Below are 20336 nucleotides of genomic sequence, written 5' to 3'. Positions count from 1 at the left end.
CGGAGCGGCCGAAGGCCGCTTCGGGGGGGAGCTCATTTGATGAACCGGGTGTCAGCCAGCTTGGTCATGTCTGGCAGCGACTTGATGATGCCGGCTTCGAGCAGCAGGTCAGCCGCTTCCTTGCTGAAGGCAGCATGCTCACCGGCAAAGAATTTCTGATTCGCCGCGCGGTCTTGCCAGCGCAGGTATTTGGAGGAGGCTTCAAAGGCATCGCCGGTCTGCTTCACGTCAGCGCCCATGATCTCGAAGCTCTTCTTGGGTTCCTTCTGGATCATCTCGACAGCCTCAAAGTAGCTGTCGGCCAGAGCCTTGGCGGCTTTGGGGTTTTCTGCCAGGAATTTGGGCGTGCAGCCAAATGTGTCCATCACCATGGGGTAGTCCAGCGTGGTGGCGAGGATCTTGCCAGCCTCTGGCTTGGCGCGCACCGCACCCAGGTAAGGCTCGTAGGTCATGGCGGCATCCACACCGTCGGTGCCGGCAATCATGGCGTTGGCCGCGGCCTGCGGCTCGAGGTTGACGATCTTCACATCCTTGGTGCTCATGCCGTTTTTCTTCAGCATCCAGGCCAGGGCGAAGTAAGGCGAGGTGCCRGGCGCGCTGGCGGCCACGGTCTTGCCTTTGAGGTCGGTGATCTTGGTGATGGCGGGTTTGACCACCATGCCGTCGGCGCCATAGCTCTTGTCGAGCTGGAAGATCTGCGTGGTAGCCACGCCGTTGGCATTCCACACCACCCAGGTTTCTACCGTGGTGGCGGCGCACTGCACATCACCCGAGGCAATGGCCAGGTGGCGGTCTTTTTGCGGAATCTTTTTGATGGAGACGTCGAGCCCGTTTTTCTTGAAGATGTTGGCTTCCTTGGCCAGTGTCAACGGGGCGAAGCCCGTCCACCCCGAGATGCCGACGGCGACTTTGGTTTCCTGCGCCTGGGCATTCATCGTGGCCAGTGCGGCCGAAGCGGCCAGCAGTGAAAAGGCAAGGTGCTTCTTCATGAAAGATTTCTCCTGTAGGGAACGGGTTGGGATATCGCTACTGTATGCAGGCTTCATGCCAGCCGCAAGGCCGTTAGCTCGGTGATTTGCGCTTCACCGGCCAGACCAATCAGCCCGCCCGCCACCAATTGGTGCACCTTCTCCATGTCGGGCGCAAGGCTGCGGTCATGCATCATGGCCGGCGAGACCTGGCGCACCAGTTGCAGCACACCCTCCAGCACGGTGGAACTCTTGAGCGGTCGCAGAAATTCAATACCTTGTGCGGCAGCCAGCAGTTCGATCGCCACGATGTATTCGGTGTTGCGCAGCATGGGTTGCAACCGGCGCGCCGCGAATGTGGCCATACTCACATGGTCTTCCTGATTGGCCGATGTTGGCAGGCTGTCCACGCTGGCCGGGTGGGCGAGTGATTTGTTCTCTGACGCCAGTGCTGCGGCAGTGACATGCACGATCATGAAGCCGGAATTGAGGCCCGGCTCGGGTGTCAGAAAGGCCGGCAGGCGCGAGGCTACGGTGTCGACCAGCATGGCGATGCGGCGCTCTGTGATGGCTCCGATTTCGGCGATGGCGACTGCCAGCGCGTCGCAAGCCAATGCGACCGGCTCCGCATGGAAATTCCCCCCGGAGAGCAGCGTTGCATCGTCAGCAAACACCAGCGGGTTGTCGGTCACGGCATTGGCTTCGCGCATTAGCACCTGCGTGGCGTAACGCATCTGGTCCAGGCAGGCACCCATCACCTGTGGCTGGCAGCGCAGGCAGTAAGGGTCTTGCACGCGGTCGTCGCCTTCGAGGTGCGAGCGGCGAATCTCGCTGCCCACCATGATGGCGCGGTAGGCCGCAGCGCAGTCGATCTGGCCCGGTTGGCCGCGCACGGCGTGGATGCGTGGGTCAAACGGGCCGTCGCTGCCGCGCGCAGCGTCCAGCGTGACGGCGCCCGAGATCACAGCGGCTTCAAACAGGCGGTCGGTGGCGAGCAGTGCATCCAGCGCCAGCGCGGTCGAGACCTGAGTGCCGTTGATCAGCGCCAGGCCTTCCTTGGCCGACAACTTCACCGGCGTGATGGATACCTGTTTGAGCGCATCACCCGCGGCCATGCGCTCACCTTGGTAGAAGACTTCGCCTTCGCCAATGAGTGGCAGGCACAGGTGGGCCAAGGGGGCCAGGTCGCCCGAAGCGCCTACCGAGCCCTGGCAGGGGATCACCGGCGTCAGGCCTTTGTTGTAGAGCGCTATCAGTGTATCGATCACGACTTCTCGCACACCGGAATAACCGCGTGCCAGGCTCGCGGCCTTGAGCAGCAGCACCAGTCGCACCACGCGCTCGGGCATGGGCTCGCCCACACCCACGGCGTGAGACCGTAGCAGGTTAAGTTGCAGGATTTCGAGGTCGGCCTGCGCTATGCGCTGATTGGCCAGCTTGCCAAAGCCGGTGTTGACGCCGTAGACGGCGGCACCACCCTGTGCCGCCTGCTGTACCAGGGCTGCACTGGCGCGAATGCCCGCTACAGCAGACAGGTCAATGGCGAGTGTTTCACGCCTGGTGTGGATTTGCCGAAGCTGGGACAGCGTGAGATAGCCAGGTTGGATGTTCATGAGGGAGATGTCCGGGTTTCGTCAAAGGGGGCGGCTATGCGCCGCCGGCCATACTGGCGCGTGGTTCGAGCGGAACGCCACGCTTCAGCGTCCCATCATGGGCAGGTTCAGCCCGTTGTCTGTGGCGCTTTGTTTCGCGATGTCATAACCCGCGTCGGCATGGCGCATCACGCCGGTCGCCGGGTCGTTGAATAGCACACGCGCGAGCTTTTCCGACGCCTCGGCAGTGCCGTCGCACACGATGACCACGCCCGAGTGCTGCGAATAGCCCATGCCGACGCCGCCGCCATGGTGCAGGCTGACCCAGGTTGCGCCGCTGGCGGTGTTGAGCAGCGCGTTCAGCAACGGCCAGTCGCTCACGGCATCGCTGCCGTCTTTCATGGCCTCGGTCTCGCGGTTGGGCGAGGCGACGGAGCCGCTGTCCAAGTGGTCGCGGCCGATCACGATGGGGCCTTTGAGCTCACCGTTTTTCACCATCTCGTTAAAGGCCAGGCCTGCCAGGTGACGCTCGCCCAGTCCTATCCAGCAGATGCGCGCCGGCAGGCCCTGGAAGGCGATGCGCTCTTCGGCCATGTCCAGCCAGCGGTGCAGGTGCTTGTTGTTGGGAAAGAGTTCTTTCATCTTCGCGTCGGTTTTTTGGATGTCTTCCGGGTCGCCTGAGAGTGCCACCCAGCGGAAGGGGCCGACGCCGCGGCAAAAGAGCGGGCGAATGTAGGCGGGCACAAAGCCGGGGTAGTCAAAGGCGTTTTCGACGCCGAAATCCTTGGCGACCTGACGCAGGTTGTTGCCATAGTCCACCGTGGGAATGCCCATTTCGTGGAAGGCCAGCATGGCTTTGACGTGCGCCACGCAGGATTCGCCAGCGGCTTTTGTCAGTGCGGCGTGCTGGGCAGGGTCTTTTTGCGCGGCGCGCCATTGCGCGACCGACCAGCCTGCGGGCAGGTAGCCATTGATGATGTCGTGGGCAGAGGTCTGGTCAGTGACGATGTCGGGGCGTATGCCGCCGGCTTTGGCGCGCTTGACCAGCTCCGGAACGATCTCCGCCGCGTTGCCGCAMAGGGCGATGGAGACGGCTTCTTTGCGCGAGGTGTGGTGCTTGATCATCTCCAGCGCTTCGTCAAGGTCTTTGGCCTGCTTGTCGACATAGCGCGTGCGCAGCCGGAAGTCGATGCTGGACTGCTGGCACTCGATGTTGAGCGAGCAGGCGCCGGCAAAGGTAGCGGCCAGCGGCTGCGCGCCGCCCATGCCGCCCAGGCCGGCGGTCAGCACCCAGCGGCCTGCGAGATCGCCGTTGAAATGCTGGCGGCCGGCTTCCACAAAAGTTTCATACGTGCCCTGAACGATGCCCTGGGTGCCGATGTAGATCCAGCTGCCGGCCGTCATCTGGCCGTACATCATCAGGCCCGCGCGGTCCAGTTCGTTGAAATGCTCCCAGGTCGCCCACTTGGGTACCAGGTTGGAATTGGCGATCAGCACGCGCGGCGCGCCCGTGTGGGTGCGGAACACGCCGACCGGCTTGCCCGACTGCACCAGCAGGGTTTCGTCGGCTTTGAGTTTGCGCAGGGAATCAAGGATGGCGTCAAAGGCCGGCCAGTTGCGGGCTGCCTTGCCAATGCCGCCGTACACCACGAGCTCGTCAGGGTTTTCGGCGACTTCCGGGTCCAGGTTGTTCTGGATCATGCGGTAGGCCGCCTCGATTTGCCAGTTGGCGCAGGTAAGGGTGCTGCCGCGGGGCGCGCGCACGGGGCGGGCCTTGCTATCCAGAAAAGGGGTTTGGGAAAGATCGGACATGAGACTGCTCCGGAGAAGACGGGATAACAGGGGAATTTCACAGCACCAGAAAAAAGGAATCAACCGGCGACAGGATAAATCGTAGTTGTCTATACAACTTGTGTCAACTGCGGTAATCTATGGTTTGTGCGCAAAAGCCGGGCCGGCAACCCTGACCGGCCGATGAAAGGTCGGGACTTTTGCGGTGACAATGATTTTTTACACACGCGAGCACTCCGCTGAACCATGGCCACCACACCACTGCCTGCCTACGGTCAGGTCAAGGCATTCATCAAAAAACGCATCAGTGCCGGCACCTGGAAGCCCGGCGACCCGGTGCCCAGCGAAGCCGTGCTCATGGAGCAGTTCGGCGTGAGCCGCATGACGGTCAACCGGGCGCTGCGCGAGTTGATGGGCGAGGGCATGGTTACGCGCATCCAGGGCTCCGGCACTTTTGTGGCGGAGCTGCACCRCATTTCCTCCACACTGACCATTCGTGACATTCATGAGGAAGTGGTGGAACGGGGGCACGTACACACTTCGCGCGTGCTGCTCGCTGAATCTGAAAAAGCCAGCGCCGACCTGGCGCGCACCCTGGGCTTGCGGCCGGGCGGGCGGGTGTTTCACACGATATTGATTCACCTGGAGAACGGCGTGCCGATTCAGTATGAAGACCGATATGTGAACCCGGCGGCGGCACCTGATTATTTAAAGACCGACTTCACCCAGACCACACCCACCCACCATTTGCTCGAGCAGGCGCCGCTCACCGAGGCCAGCTATTCCATTGAGGCCTGCCTGCCCTCGGCGTTGGAGGCCAAACACCTGGACATCAAGCCCGCAGAGGCGTGCCTCGCCATGATGCGGCGCACCGTGAGCGGCAGCAACATCGCCAGTGTGGCGCGCCTGGTGTACCCAGGCTCTCGTTACAGTTTTGCCGGGAAGTTTCAGGCATGAGCCCGCCGGGCTGTCCCATGGGCTCATACCCCAGCGCTGTGGCGCGGAGGTTTCCTCAATGAGCTGGAACATCGTGCGGCTGGTCGACATCCCCGCGACGCCGTGGCGCAATGGCGGTGGCGTCACGCGTGAGCTGGCCATGTGGCCAGATGCGGGTGACTGGGCGTGGCGCATGTCGGTGGCGGATGTGGACAAGAGCGGACCGTTTTCGAAGTTCGAAGGCATCGAGCGCTGGTTCGCGGTGCTTGAAGGCGCGGGGGTTCACCTGGACGTAGCGGGTGTGCCGCACCGCGTAACAGCCAGCGACGCGCCGCTCTTTTTTGATGGCGCTGCGGAAACCGGTTGCGGCTTGATTGACGGCAAGACGCGCGATTTCAACCTGATGGTGCGCCGGGGCAACGCGCCTTCCCGCATGGTTCGCGTGGCAGGACGTTTTTCAGAAACCCTGCATGCTATGAAAACGATAGCTGTGTACGCATACGGATCAAGCGCTACAGTGTTATTTGATGAAGAAGTTTTGCAGCTGGAACCAGCGGCGCTGGCCTGGCGCACGGTAACGGGTAGCGCTGCGGTTCGCATCGCTGCAGAGCAAGCCCTCTGGATGGAGATACCCGCATGAGCCTGCAACTCTGGACCAACTGCCGCGCGGCCACGCTGCAAGCCGGYGCCGCACAKCCTTATGGGTTGATTGAAGATGCTGCGCTGGTGGTGGAGGGCGAATCCATCGTGTGGGTGGGCCCACGTGCTGATGTGCCTGCAGACCTTTTCGCTCGCTGCACAACGCAGCATGACGCCGGCGGTGCATTGGTCACTCCCGGTCTCATCGATTGCCACACCCATCTTGTCTACGGTGGCGACCGCGCCCACGAATTCGAGTTGCGCTTGAACGGCGCGACCTATGAAGAGATTGCCCTTGCCGGTGGCGGCGTCGCCTCGACCGTGAAGGCGACTCGCTCCGCCAGCACGCAGCAACTTCAAGCGCAGAGTGCGGCCAGGCTTCAACGATTGATTGCCGAAGGCGTGACCACACTCGAGATCAAGTCCGGCTATGGCCTGGCGCTGGAGCATGAACGCAAGACGCTGTCGGTGGCGCGCGCGCTGGGGAAAACCCATGCGGTGGATATTCGCACCACTTTTTTGGGTGCCCATGCGGTGCCGGCTGAATTCGCCGGGCGCACTGACGCCTATGTTGATGCCGTACTGGAAATGCTGCCGGCGCTGCACGCCGAAGGACTGGTTGATGCGGTCGACGCGTTTTGCGAGCGCATTGCTTTCAGCCCCGCGCAGACCGAGCGGGTTTTTGCCGCGGCCAAGGCCCTGGGCGTTCCTGTCAAGCTGCATGCCGAGCAGCTCAGCGACAGTGGTGGCGCGCAGCTCGCGGCGCGCTATGGCGCGCTCAGCTGCGACCACCTGGAGTGGTTGTCGGCTGAGGGCGCGCAGGCGATGGCGGCCGCCGGTTCCGTGGCGGTGCTGTTGCCCGGTGCGTTTTATTTCTTGCGTGAAACGAAGTTGCCGCCTATGGCCTTGCTGCGCGAGCACGGCGTGGCGATGGCGATTTCTACCGACTGCAACCCGGGCAGCTCGCCCTGCACCTCTTTGCTGCTGATGCTCAACATGGCGTGCACGCTGTTCCGCCTGACGCCTGAAGAAGCGCTGGCCGGCGTCACGCGCCATGCCGCCGCTGCGCTAGGTCTGCGCGACCGGGGCGTGCTGGCCGCCGGCATGCGGGCTGATTTTGTGCTGTGGGGTGTTGAGCGGCCGGCGGAGCTGAGCTACGCCTTTGGCGCGAACCCGCGCTTTCAAACAGTTTTCAAGGGCCAGGTCTTATGAACGAACGCTCGAGCGAAGTTTTTACATTGCACCAGGGTACGGTTCCGCTGCTGGTCAGCATGCCGCACATCGGCACCGAGATACCGGCCGAACTCAMGGGCGGCTACACCGATGAAGCCCTCCGGGTCGAGGACACCGACTGGCATTTGCATCTGCTCTACAACTTTTTGCCGGCGCTGGGCGCCAGCGTATTGCGGCCGCACTATTCGCGTTATGTGATTGACCTGAACCGCCCGCCCGACGATGTGCCCATGTACCCCGGTGCATCCAACACCGAGCTGTGCCCCACGCACTTTTTCAGTGGCGCGCCGCTTTACAAAGCAGGCCACGAGCCCGCACCCGAAGAACGCGCGCGCCGTCGCGAGGCCTACTGGCAGCCCTACCATTCGGCACTGGCCGGTGAGCTGGCGCGGCTGAAAGCCCAGCACGGCTTTGCCTTGTTGTGGGATGCGCACAGCATCCGTTCGCAAATTCCCTGGCTCTTTGAAGGCAAGCTGCCCGATCTCAACATCGGCACGGCCAGCGGTGCGAGTGCGAATGAAACCATCACCGCTGCAGTGGTACAGGCCTGCGCCGCCGCGCCCCATATCACCACCGCCGTTAACGGCCGCTTCAAGGGGGGCTACATCACGCGCCACTACGGCCAGCCGGACAGCGATGTGCATGCCGTGCAGCTTGAGATGTGCCAGAGCCTCTATATGCAGGAAGCGCCTCCCTACGCGTACGACGAAATGCTGGCATCGAAAGTTCAGCCTTTGTTAGAGAAAATGGTCTTCAGCGCCCTGCTGGCTTGCGTGTGCTGCTATGAAAAGTGAAGCAAGCCGGTTTTTCACCGAAGCGGCCTGGGTGCAGGGTGCATGGGCCAAAGACGTACTGCTGACGGTCGCCGGCAACGGCACCTGGCAAAGTGTGGAGCCCGGCGCCACGGCGCAGCAGCAAGAAGGCGCCACGCGTCTGCCTGGCCCGATCCTGCCTGGTTTGGTCAATGCGCACAGCCATGCCTTTCAGCGCGCGATGGCGGGCCTGACGGAGCGGCGCAGCGAGGGCGCCCATGCATCCGACGATTTCTGGAGCTGGCGCGACCGCATGTACACCGCGGCCAACCGCATCACGCCCGAACAGCTCGAAGCGATTGCAAGCCAGCTCTATGCCGAGCTGCTGGCCGGCGGCTATACCCAGGTCTGTGACTTCCACTACCTGCATAACGACATCAGCGGCGCGCCCTATGCCAACCCGATAGAAATGTCGCTGGCGCTTGTGCGCGCCGCGCAGCGCACGGGTATTGGCCTCACCTTGCTGCCCACGCTCTACATGCGCTCGGGCTTCAAGGCAACGGGTTTGCGGGAAGACCAGCGCCGTTTTTCATCGACGCCCGAGAGCGTCATGCGCATGGTCGAAGACATCCAGCGCCAGACAAAGGGCGACGCGCGCATCAATACTGGTGTGGCCGTGCATTCATTACGCGCGGCCAGCCCGGCTGCGCTGCATGAGCTCACAGGCGCAGCCAAAGCAGCCGGCCTGCCGGTACACATCCACATCGCTGAGCAGACGCAGGAAGTCGATGACTGCCTGGCGCACACCGGCCAGCGCCCGATTGAATGGCTACTCAACAACGCCGATGTCGATGCCCGCTGGAACCTGGTGCACGCCACTCACTCGACACCGGCCGAGTTGCAAGGCGTGCAGGGCAAAGGCGCCTCCATTGTGATTTGCCCCGCAACTGAAGCAAATCTGGGCGACGGCGTGTTTGATTTGCCGGCCTACGCAGCCGCAGGCGGCAAGTGGTCCATAGGCTCCGACAGCCACGTCACCCGCAGCTGGCCTGAAGAGCTGCGCCTGCTGGAATATTCGCAACGCCTCACGCTGCGTCAGCGCAACATCGCCGCCCGCATCCTGGGCCACGAGAGCAGCGCGGCTGGCTTGTTCGAATCCGCACTGGTGGGCGGTTTCCCCGCAACTGGCCGGATGCAGGGTGGTTTCGCGCCCGGGCATCGGGCGGACTTCATGACGCTGGATCCCGGTTCGCCCGCGTTGCTGGGTGTGCCGGTTCACCATCTGCTGGATGCGCTGGTGTTTTCGAGCCCAGGCGGAGTGGTTGGCGAGGTATTTGTAGCCGGGGAGCGTGTACTGGCCAGCGGGCCAGGTGCAGAGAAAAGGCGGCAGCTCGCAGAAAACTTCAGCCAGGCCATGCGCGAACTATGGCGTTGAAAGGTCAAAGGTCGCCAGTTGCACTTTTATGTGCGAAATAGCGTTCCGGGCCAATAGTGACGGGCGCAAGCAGCTATTAAAACAGGAGTATGTGGTACCACCAACAGGAATCGAACCTGTATCTAGCGCTTAGGAGGCACTCGTTCTATCCATTGAACTATGGCGGCACTTCTCTTGGAGAAGCTGCAATTGTATTCGGTGGCGAAAGCCGGCCTCGCCCTCAGGAATCACCTCAGTCGTAAGGCACGGTGAAGATCAGGTCCACCGCGCTTTGCTGGCCGGCCTGGGCGCGCACGGTGAAGCGTTGCGAGAGGTCGTAAAACACGTAGAGCGTGCCCAGTGCGCCGGTCACGGTGCGCTCATAGGCGGCGTAGAAATTGCGCGAAAAGCGCTTGCCCAGCGTGACGGCGCCTTCTGTCGTGGTGCCGTCCGTGTTGCTGGATGCGCCGCGGTAGGACAGCTCGTCCAGTCCCAGCGAGGCAGCCAGGCCGCCCGACATGCCGCCGCCTTTGCTACCCAGCAGGGCCAGGGCGGCCTGCTGCAGTAGCGCGGCTTCGGCTCCGCCTGAAGCCGACGAGCGGCCCACCACCAGCCACGAGAGTTTTTCGGCGTCGGGCAGCTCGGGTTGCGCGTACAGGCGCACGCGCGGCAGCAGGGCGGTGCCGGTAATTTGCACGCCCACGCGCTGCGTGAGGTTGGGGCGAATCGCCAGGATATCGAGCGAAGGGTTGTCGATGGCGCCGGTAAAGCGCAGCATGCCTTGCTCCACATCCAGGCGCTGGCCGTAGGCGCGGTACTGGCCGCCTGCCGTGTTGATGGTGCCGTTGAGCCGGGGCTCGCGCAGCGTTTCACCGCTCAGGGCCAGCGTGCCGCGCACACGCGTGTCTATGCCCTTGCCCTGGATGCGGAAGTCGCGGCCCAGGTCAAGCTCCACCGCCAGTTTGACGGGGCGCGCGTCGCGGTCGGCGATTTCGTCGCTGGTCTGCGCGGGTGCCTTTTGGCCCGCCGCCGCGCCGCGGGTGGTGCGCACCACCACGTCGTCGCCGAGTTGCGGCGTACCTTCGTCGGGCAGGATGATGCGGGCCTGGTCGATCACCAGCTTGCCGGTGAGTTCAGTTTGTTGTCCCTTGAGGCCGGCCTGCACCTCGCCCGATACCGTCAGTTGCCGGTCGGTACGGATGCTGGCCCGCAAGCTTTCGAGCCTGGCCGTGAGCTGCACCTGCGGCTTGCCCTCCACCCAGCCGGCTTCGCCCTGGGCCGTGAGAACGCCGCCCGTGCCCTTGTCGCCCGCGCCCTGCAGCGTGAACTCGTTGATGCGCATGCGCGTGCCGTCGAGTTTGGCGCGCAGGCGGCCGTTGCCGAATTCGATGCCGTCTACCACCGAGCGCAGGGCGAGGTCGTTGGCCTGCAGGTCGCCGGCCAGTTGCGGCGCGGCGCGGGTGCCGCTGATCGCGACGTCAGCGCCCAGCGAGCCGCGCAGCCGCCAGCCCGGCGGCGCCAGCACTGACCACACGCCGATGCGCGGCAGCTGGGCGCGCAGCTGGCCGGCCAGCGGTGCATCGGCCGGCCAGAGCCAGCCGCCGCCGGCGGTGGCTGGCGCGCGGGCCAAACGGGTCCTGAGCTGGCCGTCTGCCGTGCCCGCGCGTTCGCTGTCCCAGCGCAGCGCCAGCGTGACGGCCTCGCCTTCGCTTTGCAGCGAGAGGCGCGCTTCCTTCACGCCGGCCGCCACGCGCGCCGCCATGCCTTGCACGGTTTCGGCTTGCACGGTGATGTCGCCGCTGCTGCGTGCGAGGCTGACTTTCAGGCGCAGCGTGTCACCCAGCGTGGCGTCCCAGTCGCCATCCAGCAGCAGGGTGCCGCCCAGGCCTGCGCCGGCCATTTGCGGGCCGGCCAGCAGTTCTATCCAGGCCAGCGGCAGGCCGCTGAGCTTGCCGGCGGTGACGAGTTCACGGCCCGGCCGCCAGCGAACCGGTTGCCACGCCAGCGTGGCCTGCGAAGGGGCACTGGTGGATGCGCCCGAAGGCGGCGCGACCAGAAGGGCTTCTCCCGCGCCGCTTTCAAACAGGTCACCATTGCGCGCGGGCGTCCACTTGAGCGGCACGGTGCTGCGGGTCTTGAGCTGCCAGGCCCCCTTGCCCAGCGTGGGGTCTTCCACACTCACACTGAGCTGCTTGACCAGGCCTTGCCACGCGGATTCAGCGAGCGGGGCGTTGCGTGCGGCGCCGTTGTTGAGTCGCCCGCCTTCTGCCGCCAGCTGCAGGGTGTAGCGGCGCTGGCCTGCTTCCATGCGGCCTTGCGTGGCCAGCTGTGCCTGGCTCAGGCGGCCGGAAAGCGTGGCCTGGAAGGCGCGGATTTTCAGGGCCTCTGCGGTAGCGACTGGTGCTGTTCCTGCTGTGCTGGAAGTTGTCGCAGCGGCGGGCGCAGGCGTTGCCATGCGCCAGTCAAGTGAAGGCAGGTCCAGCCGTGCCTGCAAGGCCGGATCTTGCCAGCCACCTTGCCAGCTGGCTTGCAGTTCGGCGCTGCCGCTCGCCGATGCGCTCTTCAATGATGCGGGCAGGCCCGGGAGTTTTTGCAGCCAGCGCAGGGCTTGCGCCATGTCGCGGCCGCGCAGGCTCACGTCGCCTTTGCCGCTGGTTTGCCGCAGTTCCCCTTGCAGTTGAGCGTCCAGTCCGGGGGCTGTCAGTGTGAGTTTTCCCTTGCCGCCTTTTGCGCTGGGTTGGGCCTCAAGCTGACCTGCCAGCTCGGCGTCGTCGGTGCGTACGCGCAGAGCCGACAGCACCAGCGTGCCGCCGGCCTGTTCGGCATTCCAGCTGCCGGTGGCACTGRCATCGCGCAGGCGCAGCTGGCCCAGCGGATTGTTCCTGGCGCTGGCGTCATTGCGTGCTGCCTGCACGTTTGCGTCAAAGCTTATGACCGGGCCCTGGCTGCGGATGTCGGCTTTGCCGTCCAGCGGCAGCGGCGCCAGTTGGCTGTGCAAGAGGGCCGGGTTGACGTGTTGGAGCGTTGCCCGCAGCTTCCACGCGGGTGCTGCAAGGGATGTGGTGGGCGCATCAGCCCACTCGCCGCTGGCCAGCAGCTCGCCGCCGCCCAACTGAGCCTTGAGCGTGCGCACCATGGCCATGCCGCTACGCCACTCGCCTTGGATTTCCAGCCGATCCAGGGGCAGCTTGTGCTGGTCCCAGGGGCCAGGCAGGGAATTGGCCAGTTGCAGTTGCAACTGCCAGGCGGATGTCGATGAAGCGCTTGCCGGTGAACTTGCAGAGGCTGCAGGCCGCACGTTGGCGCTGCCCGTCAGCAAGGTTTGTGGGCCTTCGGGCCAGAAGGCTGCTACATCCAGGTCACGAAAATCCGCATCAGCTTGCGGCAGGGGTTGTGGAGCCCAGGGCATCACGCGTGCTGTTGCAGTTGCCTGTGGTTGCCGCTGGTTTTTGCGGGGTGATGTGGCGGAAGGCTGAGCGCTCACTTGCAGCTCGGCCTTCACCAGCAGTTCGGTGAGGGGGCCGTGGGCCGTGGCTTTGAAAGCCAGCGGCACGGGCGCTTTTGTGCCGGGAATCTGCGTGTCCAGTGCGCCTGCCAGACTGGCATCAAGCTTCAACGGGCTGTGTGACGATAAGGTCGCGCGCCCGTTGTAGCGGCCGTGCGCTACCTGCGCGCTGAGCAATTCCAGCTGGTGGTCTATGCCCTTGAACGCATAGTTTCCAGTGATGGCGGAGGCTGAAAACGCCGCGCCGCCCGTCCATTGAAACTGCCCGATGGAAAACCCGTCAAGCACCACCGGCAGCGGCAAGCCCAGCGCTGAAGGCGGCACCGACGGCGTGGTCGAGGGCGAGCGTTGATCGTTGACCTGCACGCTGGCTGCAGCCAGCCGGTTGACCTCCAGCGTGCCGTGCAGCAGCGACCACGGTTGCCAGGCGAGGGTGACATCTCTCACATCCACACGCAAGCCATCTTGCTGCCACACCAGTTGGTCAACATGCCCGCCCGCGCGTAACGAGCCTGTCACGCGTTCGGCGCTCAGCGGCTGGGTTCGAGCGATCCAGTTCAATGCGGTGGCCAGTGAGCCGTCGGTGCCGGCCCACCACCAGGCGCCTGCAGTGACGCCGATAGCCAGCACCACCACGCTGCCTGCGGTCCAGGCTGTGACGCGCAGCCAGCGCCGTGGTGGGCGTGCAGGCCCCGGTGCGGCTGGAGGAATCGAGGTCTTCGGCGTGTCCATCAGAAAACAAATCCCACGCTGACGTGCAGGCGCAGCTGTTTGACTTTCACACCATAGGCCAGGTCAATCTGCAGCGGCCCGATAGGGCTTTTCCAGCGCACGCCGGTGCCGATGCCGACGGAAGGTTTCATGTCTTTGGGGTTGTCTGCCACGGCGCCTGCATCGATGAAGAAAGTGTTCTCCCATTCGCTGGGCCGGCCGTCGCGCAGCATCGGGCGCTGGTATTCCACGCTGCCCACCGCCATGTAGCGGCCCGGCCCAGTCACACCGTTGTCCAGTTTGATGCCGATGTCACGATAGCCGTAGCCGCGGACGGTGGTGTCGCCGCCCGTTCGGAACAGCAAGGTGCCGGGAATGCGSGCCGAGTCTTTGGCSAKCACGGCGCCGCCYTCGGCGCGYAKSGCGATGCGGCCSCGCTCCAGCGGCACRATGCCGAGCCAGCGGCCCACGGCGCGGSTSAGRGGCAGGTGCTGCGASCCCATGGTGCTGCCGGCGCCSAGTTCAAAGCCCAGGCCGTAGCCCTTGCTCGGGAATGGCAGGCTGTCGAAGTAGCGACCCGTCCAGACRTAGTTGGCGGTCAGGGCCGAGCCGTCGCCGATATCGGCGGCGGAGCTGTTGATCTGGCCGCTGCCGCTCACGCTCGCCCTGTCGTATTGCAAATAGATGTTGCGGTCTATGCGTTCGCCGGCCTGCGTGCGGCCAAAGCGCAGGCGCCCGGAGCGGGTGACGAGCTCGTTGTCGTCGACACGTTCGGTGCGCGCCAGGGCCACCCAGCGCCAGCTGGCCTCATCGGGAATCGAGGTCCATTCGGTCTGGGCGAAAGGTGATTTCTTTTCGAGTTGCAGTTTGGTGACGGCGCGCCAATTGGTGCCCGGCACGCGCAGGTGTGTGTGCTCAATCGAGGCGCGCGGCCCGCTGTCGGTGGTAACGCCCACGCCCAGAATGACCTTCTGCAGTTTGGCTTCGCGCACCTGTACCTGGACGGGCGCTGCCTGCGGATCGCTTTCGGGATCGACAAAGATATAAGCCGAATCGAAATAACCGCTGGAAGCCAGCCGCTGCTGCGCTTCGGTCAGCTGCTTCTGGTCGTACATGGCGCCGGCATTGAGGCGTGCCAGGCGCGGCACCAGCACCGGGTCGTAGCGCTCGACACCTGTGACCTGCATGGGGCCCAGGCGGTAGAGGGGGCCGGAGTCGAGCTTGAGGCTCAGGGCTGCGCTGTGCTCCGGTGCGTCCACATCGGCCAGGCTGCCTGCCAGCTTGCCGGCCGGGTAGCGGCGGGCAACCAGGTCGCGCAGGGCCTGTGTCTTGGCGCTGTCCCAGGCGTCCTGCGTAAAGCGTTGGCCCGTGGGCAGACGCCAGTCGCGCTGGATTTCCGCGCGCTGGGCCTGCGCATCCGGGTCGGGGGATTCGGCAATATCGCCTGCAAAGTCGATTGCCACCGGCCCGACCGTTGTAGCCTGACCCGGCTCCACCGCGACCACAATGGTCGGCCGCTGGCCTGACCCCGCGGCGGTGCCGCCTTCTCGCGTAATGGCGATGGTCGGGCTGAAATAACCCAGCGTGCCCACCAGGTTGCGCACATTGCGCTCGGCCAGCACGATCAGGCGGGCCAGTTCGGCCTCGTCCAGGTCGGTCACAGCGCGGTAGCGTTGCAACTCAAGGTGTCTTTCGAGCAGCTCCTTGATGGGCTGCGGCGCGCGCACCGCGATGTCAAAGGCCGTAACTTCAGGCTGAGCGCTGGTTGGGCCGGTAGAGCCCTGCGGTGTGGGCTCAGGCGTGACTTTCTGAGGGGGCGGAGGTGGGGCTGGCGCGGTTTGTGTGACGCCGGAAGGCAGTGTCGCTGTGTTGCCGGACTGCGCAGGCGCAGCCGTTTGCGCGGCGGCCAAAGGCGCCAAAAATATCGCAGAGAGGGCGAAAGCAGGGATGAAGCCGGCGCTGGTCGGCAATCCTGCCGGGGTGGCCGTCCGTGCGCAGTGGGTACTGTGGGTACTTGGATGGGTCACGAAGGCAGTTTACTTGAGCGCCCCAGCGCTCAGGCGTAGGAGGCGAACGCTACTTCGAGAGCATTCGCATGGCTTCTTCCAGGCCCTTGATGGTCAGCGGGTACATGCGCTGGTTAACCAGTTGCTGGATCACGCTGATGCTCTGACGGTATTGCCAGACACCCTGCGGTTCGGGGTTGATCCAGGCGAATTTGGGGAAGGCGTTGGTCAGGCGCTGCATCCATTCGGCGCCGGCTTCTTCGTTGTTGTATTCCACGCTGCCACCCGGCTGCAGGATTTCGTAGGGGCTCATGGTCGCATCGCCGACGAAGATGAGTTTGTAATCCTTGTTGTACTTGCGGATGATGTCCCAGGTCGGGAATTTCTCGCTGAAGCGGCGGCGGTTGTTCTTCCACATGAAGTCGTAGACGCAGTTGTGGAAGTAATAAAACTCGAGGTGCTTGAACTCGGCCTTCACGGCAGAGAACATTTCCTCGACGCGATGGATGTGCTCGTCCATGGTGCCGCCCACGTCCATCAGCAGCAGCACCTTCACATTGTTGTGACGCTCGGGCACCATCTTGATGTCCAGCCAGCCGGCATTGGCCGCCGTGGAACGTATGGTGTCGTCCAGGTCCAGTTCTTCGACATTGCCTTGGCGTGCGAACTTGCGCAAGCGGCGCAGCGCGACCTTGATGTTGCGCGTGCCGAGCTCCTGGGTGTCGTCGTAGTCCTTGTAGGCGCGCTGGTCCCAGACTTTCACGGCGCTTTTGTTGCGGCTTTTCTCCTGGCCAATGCGTATGCCTTGCGGGTTGAAGCCGTTCGCGCCAAAGGGCGATGTGCCGCCCGTGCCTATCCATTTGCTGCCGCCTTCGTGGCGCTCTTTCTGCTCTTCAAAACGCTTTTTGAGCGTTTCCATGAGTTCGTCCCAGCCCATCTTCTCAATCTTGGCTTTTTCTTCGGGGCTGAGTTCCAGCTCGAGGTTTTTGCGCAGCCATTCGAGCGGGATGTCTTTGGTGAAGTCGGCCAGCATTTCCACGCCTTTGAAGTAGGCGGCAAAGGCGCGGTCGAATTTGTCGTAGTTTTTTTCGTCTTTCACCAGCACCGTGCGGCTGAGGTAATAGAAGTCATCGATCTTCCAGGCGCCTTCGCCCTCGTGCGCTTCGAGCTTGTCGCTGTTTGGGCCGACGACGCCTGCCTGCAGTGCTTCGAGCAGCATCAGGTATTCCTTGACGGAGACCGGCAGCTTGGCCGAGCGCAGGGTGTAGAAGAAATCGATCAGCATGGAAACTCCTTGGCGGCAAGCGCTTCAGGCTCGTGGCTTATCCAGAAGATAGAGCAACTGTGCTTTCACTTCGGGCCATTCGCCTGCGGCCAGGCTATACATCACGGTGTCGCGGATCGTGCCGTCGCGGCGCAATGCATGGCCGCGCAGCACGCCGTCTTTGCGGGCGCCCAGGCGCTCGATGGCGCGCTGCGAAGCGTGGTTGAAGTTGTCGGTGCGCCAGCCCACGATATTGCAGCCCAGCGTGTCGAAGGCGTGGCTCAGCATCAGCAGCTTGCAGGTGGTGTTGACATGGGTGCGCTGGCAGCGCGCGGCGTACCAGGTGTAACCAATCTCGACGCGTTTGAGGTTGGGCACGATGTCGTGGTAACTGGTGGAGCCCTGTACTTCGCCAGAGGCGGCGTCCGTGACTGCAAAGGCCAGGCGATTGTTGGTGGCCAGCGCGGTTTCAATATAGCCGCGCGTTTCGTGAGGCTCGGGCACCGAGGTGATGCGCAGCTTCCAGAGTTCGCCATCGGCGGCCGCGGCCTTGAGGCCTGCTTCGTGCGCCAGCGTCAGCGGTACGAGGCGCACGCCGCGCGATTCCAGGGTCACGGGTTCGACAAACGCCATGCTTACTTCTCTCCTTCGGGTTTTTGCCGGTTCCTCCAGCGTCGGGCCACTTGCAGCCCCAGGCCGCCGCCCAGGCCCACCAGCACGATGCCCGCGATGGCGCCGTTGCCGTAGCCGGCTTCAAAAATGTCGAAGCCGAGCAGATGGCCGGCCCAAAAGCCGAGAAGCGCGCCGCCGACAAAGCCGACCGCGTCCGACAGGCCTTCGATCAGCAGTGATTTTTGGTTCATATGAGTTAGCTCTAACTGGCGACAATAATTTTGCGGATTGGCTGCAGGGTCTGCGGATCTAGTTCATCAAGGACTGTGAGGGCTAGCCGAAAAGATTGTTGATTTTTCACAGTTACCTGTATGTCACCGTACTGCACCTTGATCAGCTGCAATTCCGCAATAGGTTCTGTGATGTACATGTTGTTCAGCGATTGTTGCGCTGCATGAAAACCAGCTTCTCGAACAGGGTCACGTCCTGCTCGTTCTTGAGCAATGCGCCCACCAGCGGCGGCACGGCGACCTTGTCGTCCTTGCTTTGCAGGGCGTCCAGCGGGATGTCTTCGGCGACCAGCAGTTTGAGCCAGTCCAGCAACTCTGAGGTCGACGGTTTCTTCTTCAGGCCAGGCAGGTTGCGCACGTCGTAGAAGGTCTTCATGGCTGCGGTCAGCAACTCTTTCTTCAGGTCGGGGAAGTGCACGTCCACGATCTGCTTCATGGTGTCGGCGTCGGGGAATTTGATGTAGTGGAAGAAGCAGCGGCGCAAAAACGCGTCGGGCAGCTCTTTTTCGTTGTTGGAGGTGATGAACACCAGCGGCCGGTGCTTGGCCTTGATGAGCTCACGCGTTTCATACACATAGAACTCCATGCGGTCAATTATTCACGGCCAGCATCAGATCCTGGGTGGCGACGTAGTTCTTGGAACCTAGAAATTTCATGTTCTTGGGGGGAGGAAGTGAAAATTGAAAGGGCGTTTGCGCGGGTTGCCGGCAAGGGGTGCCCGGTCTCGGCAGGCCCAGATATAATCCAAGGTTGTTTTATACGATGAATTCCCACCTGATTGTGCGCGCAAAATGAATAAGCTGTTCACCACGATATTCGCCGTAACTGTCTCTTGCGTGACGGTTGCAAGCCTTGCCCAGGAGATCAAGGGCGATGCCAAAGCCGGCGAAACCAAGAATGCCATGTGCATCGGCTGCCACGGCATCAAGGGCTACCAAGCCTCTTTCCCCGAGGTTTACAAGGTCCCGATGATTTCAGGCCAGGGCGCCAAATACATCGTCGCCGCGCTCAATGAATACAAAAAAGGCGACCGCAAACATCCCACCATGCGCGCCATTGCCGATTCGCTGACCGACCAGGACATCGCCGACCTCGCCGCGCACTACAGTGCTGACGGTGTGGTGGCCGGCGCCGCAGAGCTGCCGGCCAAGCCGGCCAAAGAGCCAAGCGCGGAAGTCCAGGCCCTGTTGAACAAGGCCAACTGCGCGTCTTGCCACGGCGCCAACTTCAGCAAACCGATTGATCCGGCCTATCCCAAGATTGGTGGTCAGCATGCTGACTACCTGTTCGTGGCGCTCAAGGCCTACAAGACAGAAAACAACCCCAAGGTTGGCCGCGGCAATGCCATCATGTCCGGCATGGCCAAGCAGTACACCAATGTTGAGCTGAAGCAATTGGCCAACTACCTGTCGTCGGTAGACGGCGACCTGAAGACCATTCCGCAGAAAAAATTCCGCTGAACCGGAATCTTTCGCTCAACAAAAAAGCCGCTGTATCAGCGGCTTTTTTTATGGGCCCGGTCTGTATGCGTTTTCACCAGCAGGGGCCGCTGCGCATTACACGAAGTGAAAAGCGTGGGGGCTCAATCTCTGGTTGCCCTGCGCTGCACGCAGTCGATGTAGGCCGCGCCATCGGGCGGGCGTCCGGCGCGCTGGCTCTCCCAGACCATCTGCCCCAGGCAGTCCATGGTTTCGTGGTGCGCATCGTGCAGCGAGTTGCGTTTGGCCGTCAGCAGCTCGACGGCCTGGCGAATTCCGCGCGGCTGGTCGATGGAGCATTGCTCGCTGATCGACAAATGCATGGACAGGTGCAAAAAGGGGTTGGTCTTGCCCGCTTCCACGTCGTACATTTTTTCGAGCGCACTGTCGGCGTCGGCAAAGTCCGCATGGTATTCGGGATGCTCTTCAATCCATTGACTTGCTATGGTTTCGATAGCCTCCATCGGTTGTCCGGCGAGGGCTTTGGCATAAACAGAGCAGAAAAACCGGCGTACGTCGGCTTGCGAGGGAGTGAACATGGTGAAAGGTTATCACGCAGAGGTTTTCCAACGCCGGCGTGGTGGTTTGCTTATCAGTGTTCGGGCCACGGGGCTCACCGGCCCTGTCCTACAGACAGTTTTTGCACCTCTGCCTACATTACGAATCACAGTGGCGCAGTTCCGGGGCAAGGCTACTTCATAACGACCCACAAGCCCGGCGAGGAGATTTCACATGAACGCAGCACGCATCACAGGCATTATCCTGATCGTTTTGGGCCTGGCCGGTTTCTTCACCGGCGGCTTCAGCTTCACCAAAGACACGACCGCCGCCAAGCTCGGCCCCATCCAGCTGACCGTGAAAGAAAAAGAGTCCGTCAACATTCCCCAGTGGCTCAGCCTGGGCGCCATCGTGCTGGGCGCAGTAGTCCTGGTCGTTGGCTTTAAAAAGTCATAGTCCCACGCTCTGTCCCACCCCAGCGGGGGCCGCGGGACTGGCTTTGCCAGACCGCAGGCGCCGTCCCCTTGAGGGGAGAACAAGCTACACGAAGTGAGCTTGGACAGGGGTGGGTCTATATAAGCATGCGCGAGATTGCCCGCGCCGCCGCCAGCAGTTGCGGCAGCATCGTTTCCTGCATGGCTTTGGCG

Annotated in this window: 17 protein-coding genes, 1 tRNA gene and 1 pseudogene; 7 read left to right on the top strand and 12 right to left on the bottom strand. The window is 63.1% G+C overall.

What is annotated here, in order from left to right; genetic code table 11:
• Positions 1 to 32: 32 nt before the first annotated feature.
• From AC1DWI_RS01365 to hutU, 3 genes are all read right to left on the bottom strand, one after another.
• Positions 33 to 989: an ABC transporter substrate-binding protein gene (locus AC1DWI_RS01365; RefSeq protein ID WP_477668329.1), complete on the bottom strand. Its 957-nt coding sequence runs from the start codon at positions 987 to 989 to the stop codon at positions 33 to 35.
• Positions 990 to 1042: 53 nt separating this feature from the next.
• Positions 1043 to 2581, bottom strand: coding sequence for a histidine ammonia-lyase (gene hutH, locus AC1DWI_RS01360; protein ID WP_477668328.1), 1539 nt, complete (start codon positions 2579 to 2581; stop codon positions 1043 to 1045).
• 84 nt (positions 2582 to 2665) lie between these two features.
• Positions 2666 to 4372 carry a urocanate hydratase gene (hutU, locus tag AC1DWI_RS01355; protein WP_477668327.1) on the bottom strand — a complete coding sequence of 569 codons (1707 nt, stop codon included), beginning with the start codon at positions 4370 to 4372 and terminating at the stop codon, positions 2666 to 2668.
• Between the two features lie 225 nt (positions 4373 to 4597).
• On the opposite strand from hutU, the gene hutC reads away from it, so the two are divergent.
• The 5 genes from hutC to AC1DWI_RS01330 are packed head-to-tail and all read left to right on the top strand — an operon-like array spanning position 4598 to position 9346.
• Complete coding sequence (gene hutC / locus AC1DWI_RS01350) at positions 4598 to 5308, top strand: histidine utilization repressor (protein ID WP_477724277.1); 711 nt, start codon at positions 4598 to 4600, stop codon at positions 5306 to 5308.
• Between the two features lie 58 nt (positions 5309 to 5366).
• Positions 5367 to 5927, top strand: a complete 561-nt coding sequence (locus tag AC1DWI_RS01345; protein WP_477668326.1) for a HutD/Ves family protein — start codon at positions 5367 to 5369, stop codon at positions 5925 to 5927.
• On the top strand, positions 5924 to 7138 hold the full coding sequence (gene hutI, locus AC1DWI_RS01340) for an imidazolonepropionase (protein WP_477724276.1): 1215 nt from the start codon (positions 5924 to 5926) through the stop codon (positions 7136 to 7138). The genes AC1DWI_RS01345 and hutI overlap by 4 nt, the downstream gene beginning before the upstream one ends.
• On the top strand, positions 7135 to 7953 hold the full coding sequence (gene hutG, locus AC1DWI_RS01335) for an N-formylglutamate deformylase (RefSeq protein ID WP_477724275.1): 819 nt from the start codon (positions 7135 to 7137) through the stop codon (positions 7951 to 7953). The genes hutI and hutG overlap by 4 nt, the downstream gene beginning before the upstream one ends.
• The gene (locus AC1DWI_RS01330; RefSeq protein ID WP_477668323.1) at positions 7943 to 9346 is read left to right on the top strand and encodes a formimidoylglutamate deiminase; all 1404 of its coding nucleotides are present in this window, start codon (positions 7943 to 7945) and stop codon (positions 9344 to 9346) included. Before hutG ends, AC1DWI_RS01330 begins: the two co-directional genes overlap by 11 nt.
• 92 nt (positions 9347 to 9438) lie before the next feature.
• Here AC1DWI_RS01330 and AC1DWI_RS01325 read toward each other — a convergent pair.
• From AC1DWI_RS01325 to AC1DWI_RS01290, 8 genes and pseudogenes are all read right to left on the bottom strand, one after another.
• A tRNA-Arg gene (locus AC1DWI_RS01325) sits at positions 9439 to 9513 on the bottom strand.
• Positions 9514 to 9578: 65 nt separating this feature from the next.
• Entirely contained in the window at positions 9579 to 13562 is a 3984-nt protein-coding gene (locus AC1DWI_RS01320) for a translocation/assembly module TamB domain-containing protein (protein ID WP_477724274.1), read from the bottom strand.
• Positions 13562 to 15568, bottom strand: coding sequence for an autotransporter assembly complex protein TamA (locus tag AC1DWI_RS01315; RefSeq protein ID WP_477724273.1), 2007 nt, complete (start codon positions 15566 to 15568; stop codon positions 13562 to 13564). Before AC1DWI_RS01315 ends, AC1DWI_RS01320 begins: the two co-directional genes overlap by 1 nt.
• A gap of 49 nt (positions 15569 to 15617) precedes the next feature.
• The gene (locus tag AC1DWI_RS01310; protein ID WP_477668320.1) at positions 15618 to 16832 is read right to left on the bottom strand and encodes a vWA domain-containing protein; all 1215 of its coding nucleotides are present in this window, start codon (positions 16830 to 16832) and stop codon (positions 15618 to 15620) included.
• Between the two features lie 24 nt (positions 16833 to 16856).
• Positions 16857 to 17444: a GNAT family N-acetyltransferase gene (locus AC1DWI_RS01305; RefSeq protein ID WP_477668319.1), complete on the bottom strand. Its 588-nt coding sequence runs from the start codon at positions 17442 to 17444 to the stop codon at positions 16857 to 16859.
• Between the two features lie 2 nt (positions 17445 to 17446).
• Positions 17447 to 17674, bottom strand: coding sequence for a hypothetical protein (locus AC1DWI_RS01300; RefSeq protein WP_477668318.1), 228 nt, complete (start codon positions 17672 to 17674; stop codon positions 17447 to 17449).
• Positions 17675 to 17685: 11 nt separating this feature from the next.
• On the bottom strand, positions 17686 to 17853 hold the full coding sequence (locus tag AC1DWI_RS01295) for a hypothetical protein (RefSeq protein ID WP_477668317.1): 168 nt from the start codon (positions 17851 to 17853) through the stop codon (positions 17686 to 17688).
• A gap of 5 nt (positions 17854 to 17858) precedes the next feature.
• A pseudogene (locus tag AC1DWI_RS01290) lies at positions 17859 to 18308 on the bottom strand (AAA family ATPase); the annotation flags it as partial.
• A gap of 196 nt (positions 18309 to 18504) precedes the next feature.
• On the opposite strand from AC1DWI_RS01290, the gene AC1DWI_RS01285 reads away from it, so the two are divergent.
• On the top strand, positions 18505 to 19173 hold the full coding sequence (locus AC1DWI_RS01285) for a c-type cytochrome (protein WP_477648343.1): 669 nt from the start codon (positions 18505 to 18507) through the stop codon (positions 19171 to 19173).
• A gap of 122 nt (positions 19174 to 19295) precedes the next feature.
• Here the strand turns inward: AC1DWI_RS01285 and AC1DWI_RS01280 are convergent, their stop codons facing one another.
• Positions 19296 to 19730, bottom strand: coding sequence for a DUF1841 family protein (locus AC1DWI_RS01280; protein ID WP_477668316.1), 435 nt, complete (start codon positions 19728 to 19730; stop codon positions 19296 to 19298).
• 193 nt (positions 19731 to 19923) lie between these two features.
• Between AC1DWI_RS01280 and AC1DWI_RS01275 the strand changes: the two genes are divergently transcribed.
• Positions 19924 to 20145 carry a hypothetical protein gene (locus tag AC1DWI_RS01275; RefSeq protein WP_457282237.1) on the top strand — a complete coding sequence of 74 codons (222 nt, stop codon included), beginning with the start codon at positions 19924 to 19926 and terminating at the stop codon, positions 20143 to 20145.
• Positions 20146 to 20336 lie beyond the last annotated feature (191 nt).

Source organism: Polaromonas sp. P3_C2, assembly GCF_056402675.1.
This window is presented reverse-complemented; position numbering and strand designations above follow the sequence as displayed.

What these genes read in the sequence shown, in the direction of transcription:
- AC1DWI_RS01330 (WP_477668323.1), top strand. Translation starts at nt 7,943, where the DNA reads ATGAAAAGTGAAGCAAGCCGGTTTTTCACCGAAGCGGCCTGGGTGCAG.
- AC1DWI_RS01295 (WP_477668317.1), bottom strand. Translation starts at nt 17,853, where the DNA reads ATGTACATCACAGAACCTATTGCGGAATTGCAGCTGATCAAGGTGCAG.
- AC1DWI_RS01305 (WP_477668319.1), bottom strand. Translation starts at nt 17,444, where the DNA reads ATGGCGTTTGTCGAACCCGTGACCCTGGAATCGCGCGGCGTGCGCCTC.
- hutH (WP_477668328.1), bottom strand. Translation starts at nt 2,581, where the DNA reads ATGAACATCCAACCTGGCTATCTCACGCTGTCCCAGCTTCGGCAAATC.
- AC1DWI_RS01275 (WP_457282237.1), top strand. Translation starts at nt 19,924, where the DNA reads ATGAACGCAGCACGCATCACAGGCATTATCCTGATCGTTTTGGGCCTG.
- AC1DWI_RS01285 (WP_477648343.1), top strand. Translation starts at nt 18,505, where the DNA reads ATGAATAAGCTGTTCACCACGATATTCGCCGTAACTGTCTCTTGCGTG.
- AC1DWI_RS01280 (WP_477668316.1), bottom strand. Translation starts at nt 19,730, where the DNA reads ATGTTCACTCCCTCGCAAGCCGACGTACGCCGGTTTTTCTGCTCTGTT.
- AC1DWI_RS01300 (WP_477668318.1), bottom strand. Translation starts at nt 17,674, where the DNA reads ATGAACCAAAAATCACTGCTGATCGAAGGCCTGTCGGACGCGGTCGGC.
- AC1DWI_RS01345 (WP_477668326.1), top strand. Translation starts at nt 5,367, where the DNA reads ATGAGCTGGAACATCGTGCGGCTGGTCGACATCCCCGCGACGCCGTGG.
- AC1DWI_RS01310 (WP_477668320.1), bottom strand. Translation starts at nt 16,832, where the DNA reads ATGCTGATCGATTTCTTCTACACCCTGCGCTCGGCCAAGCTGCCGGTC.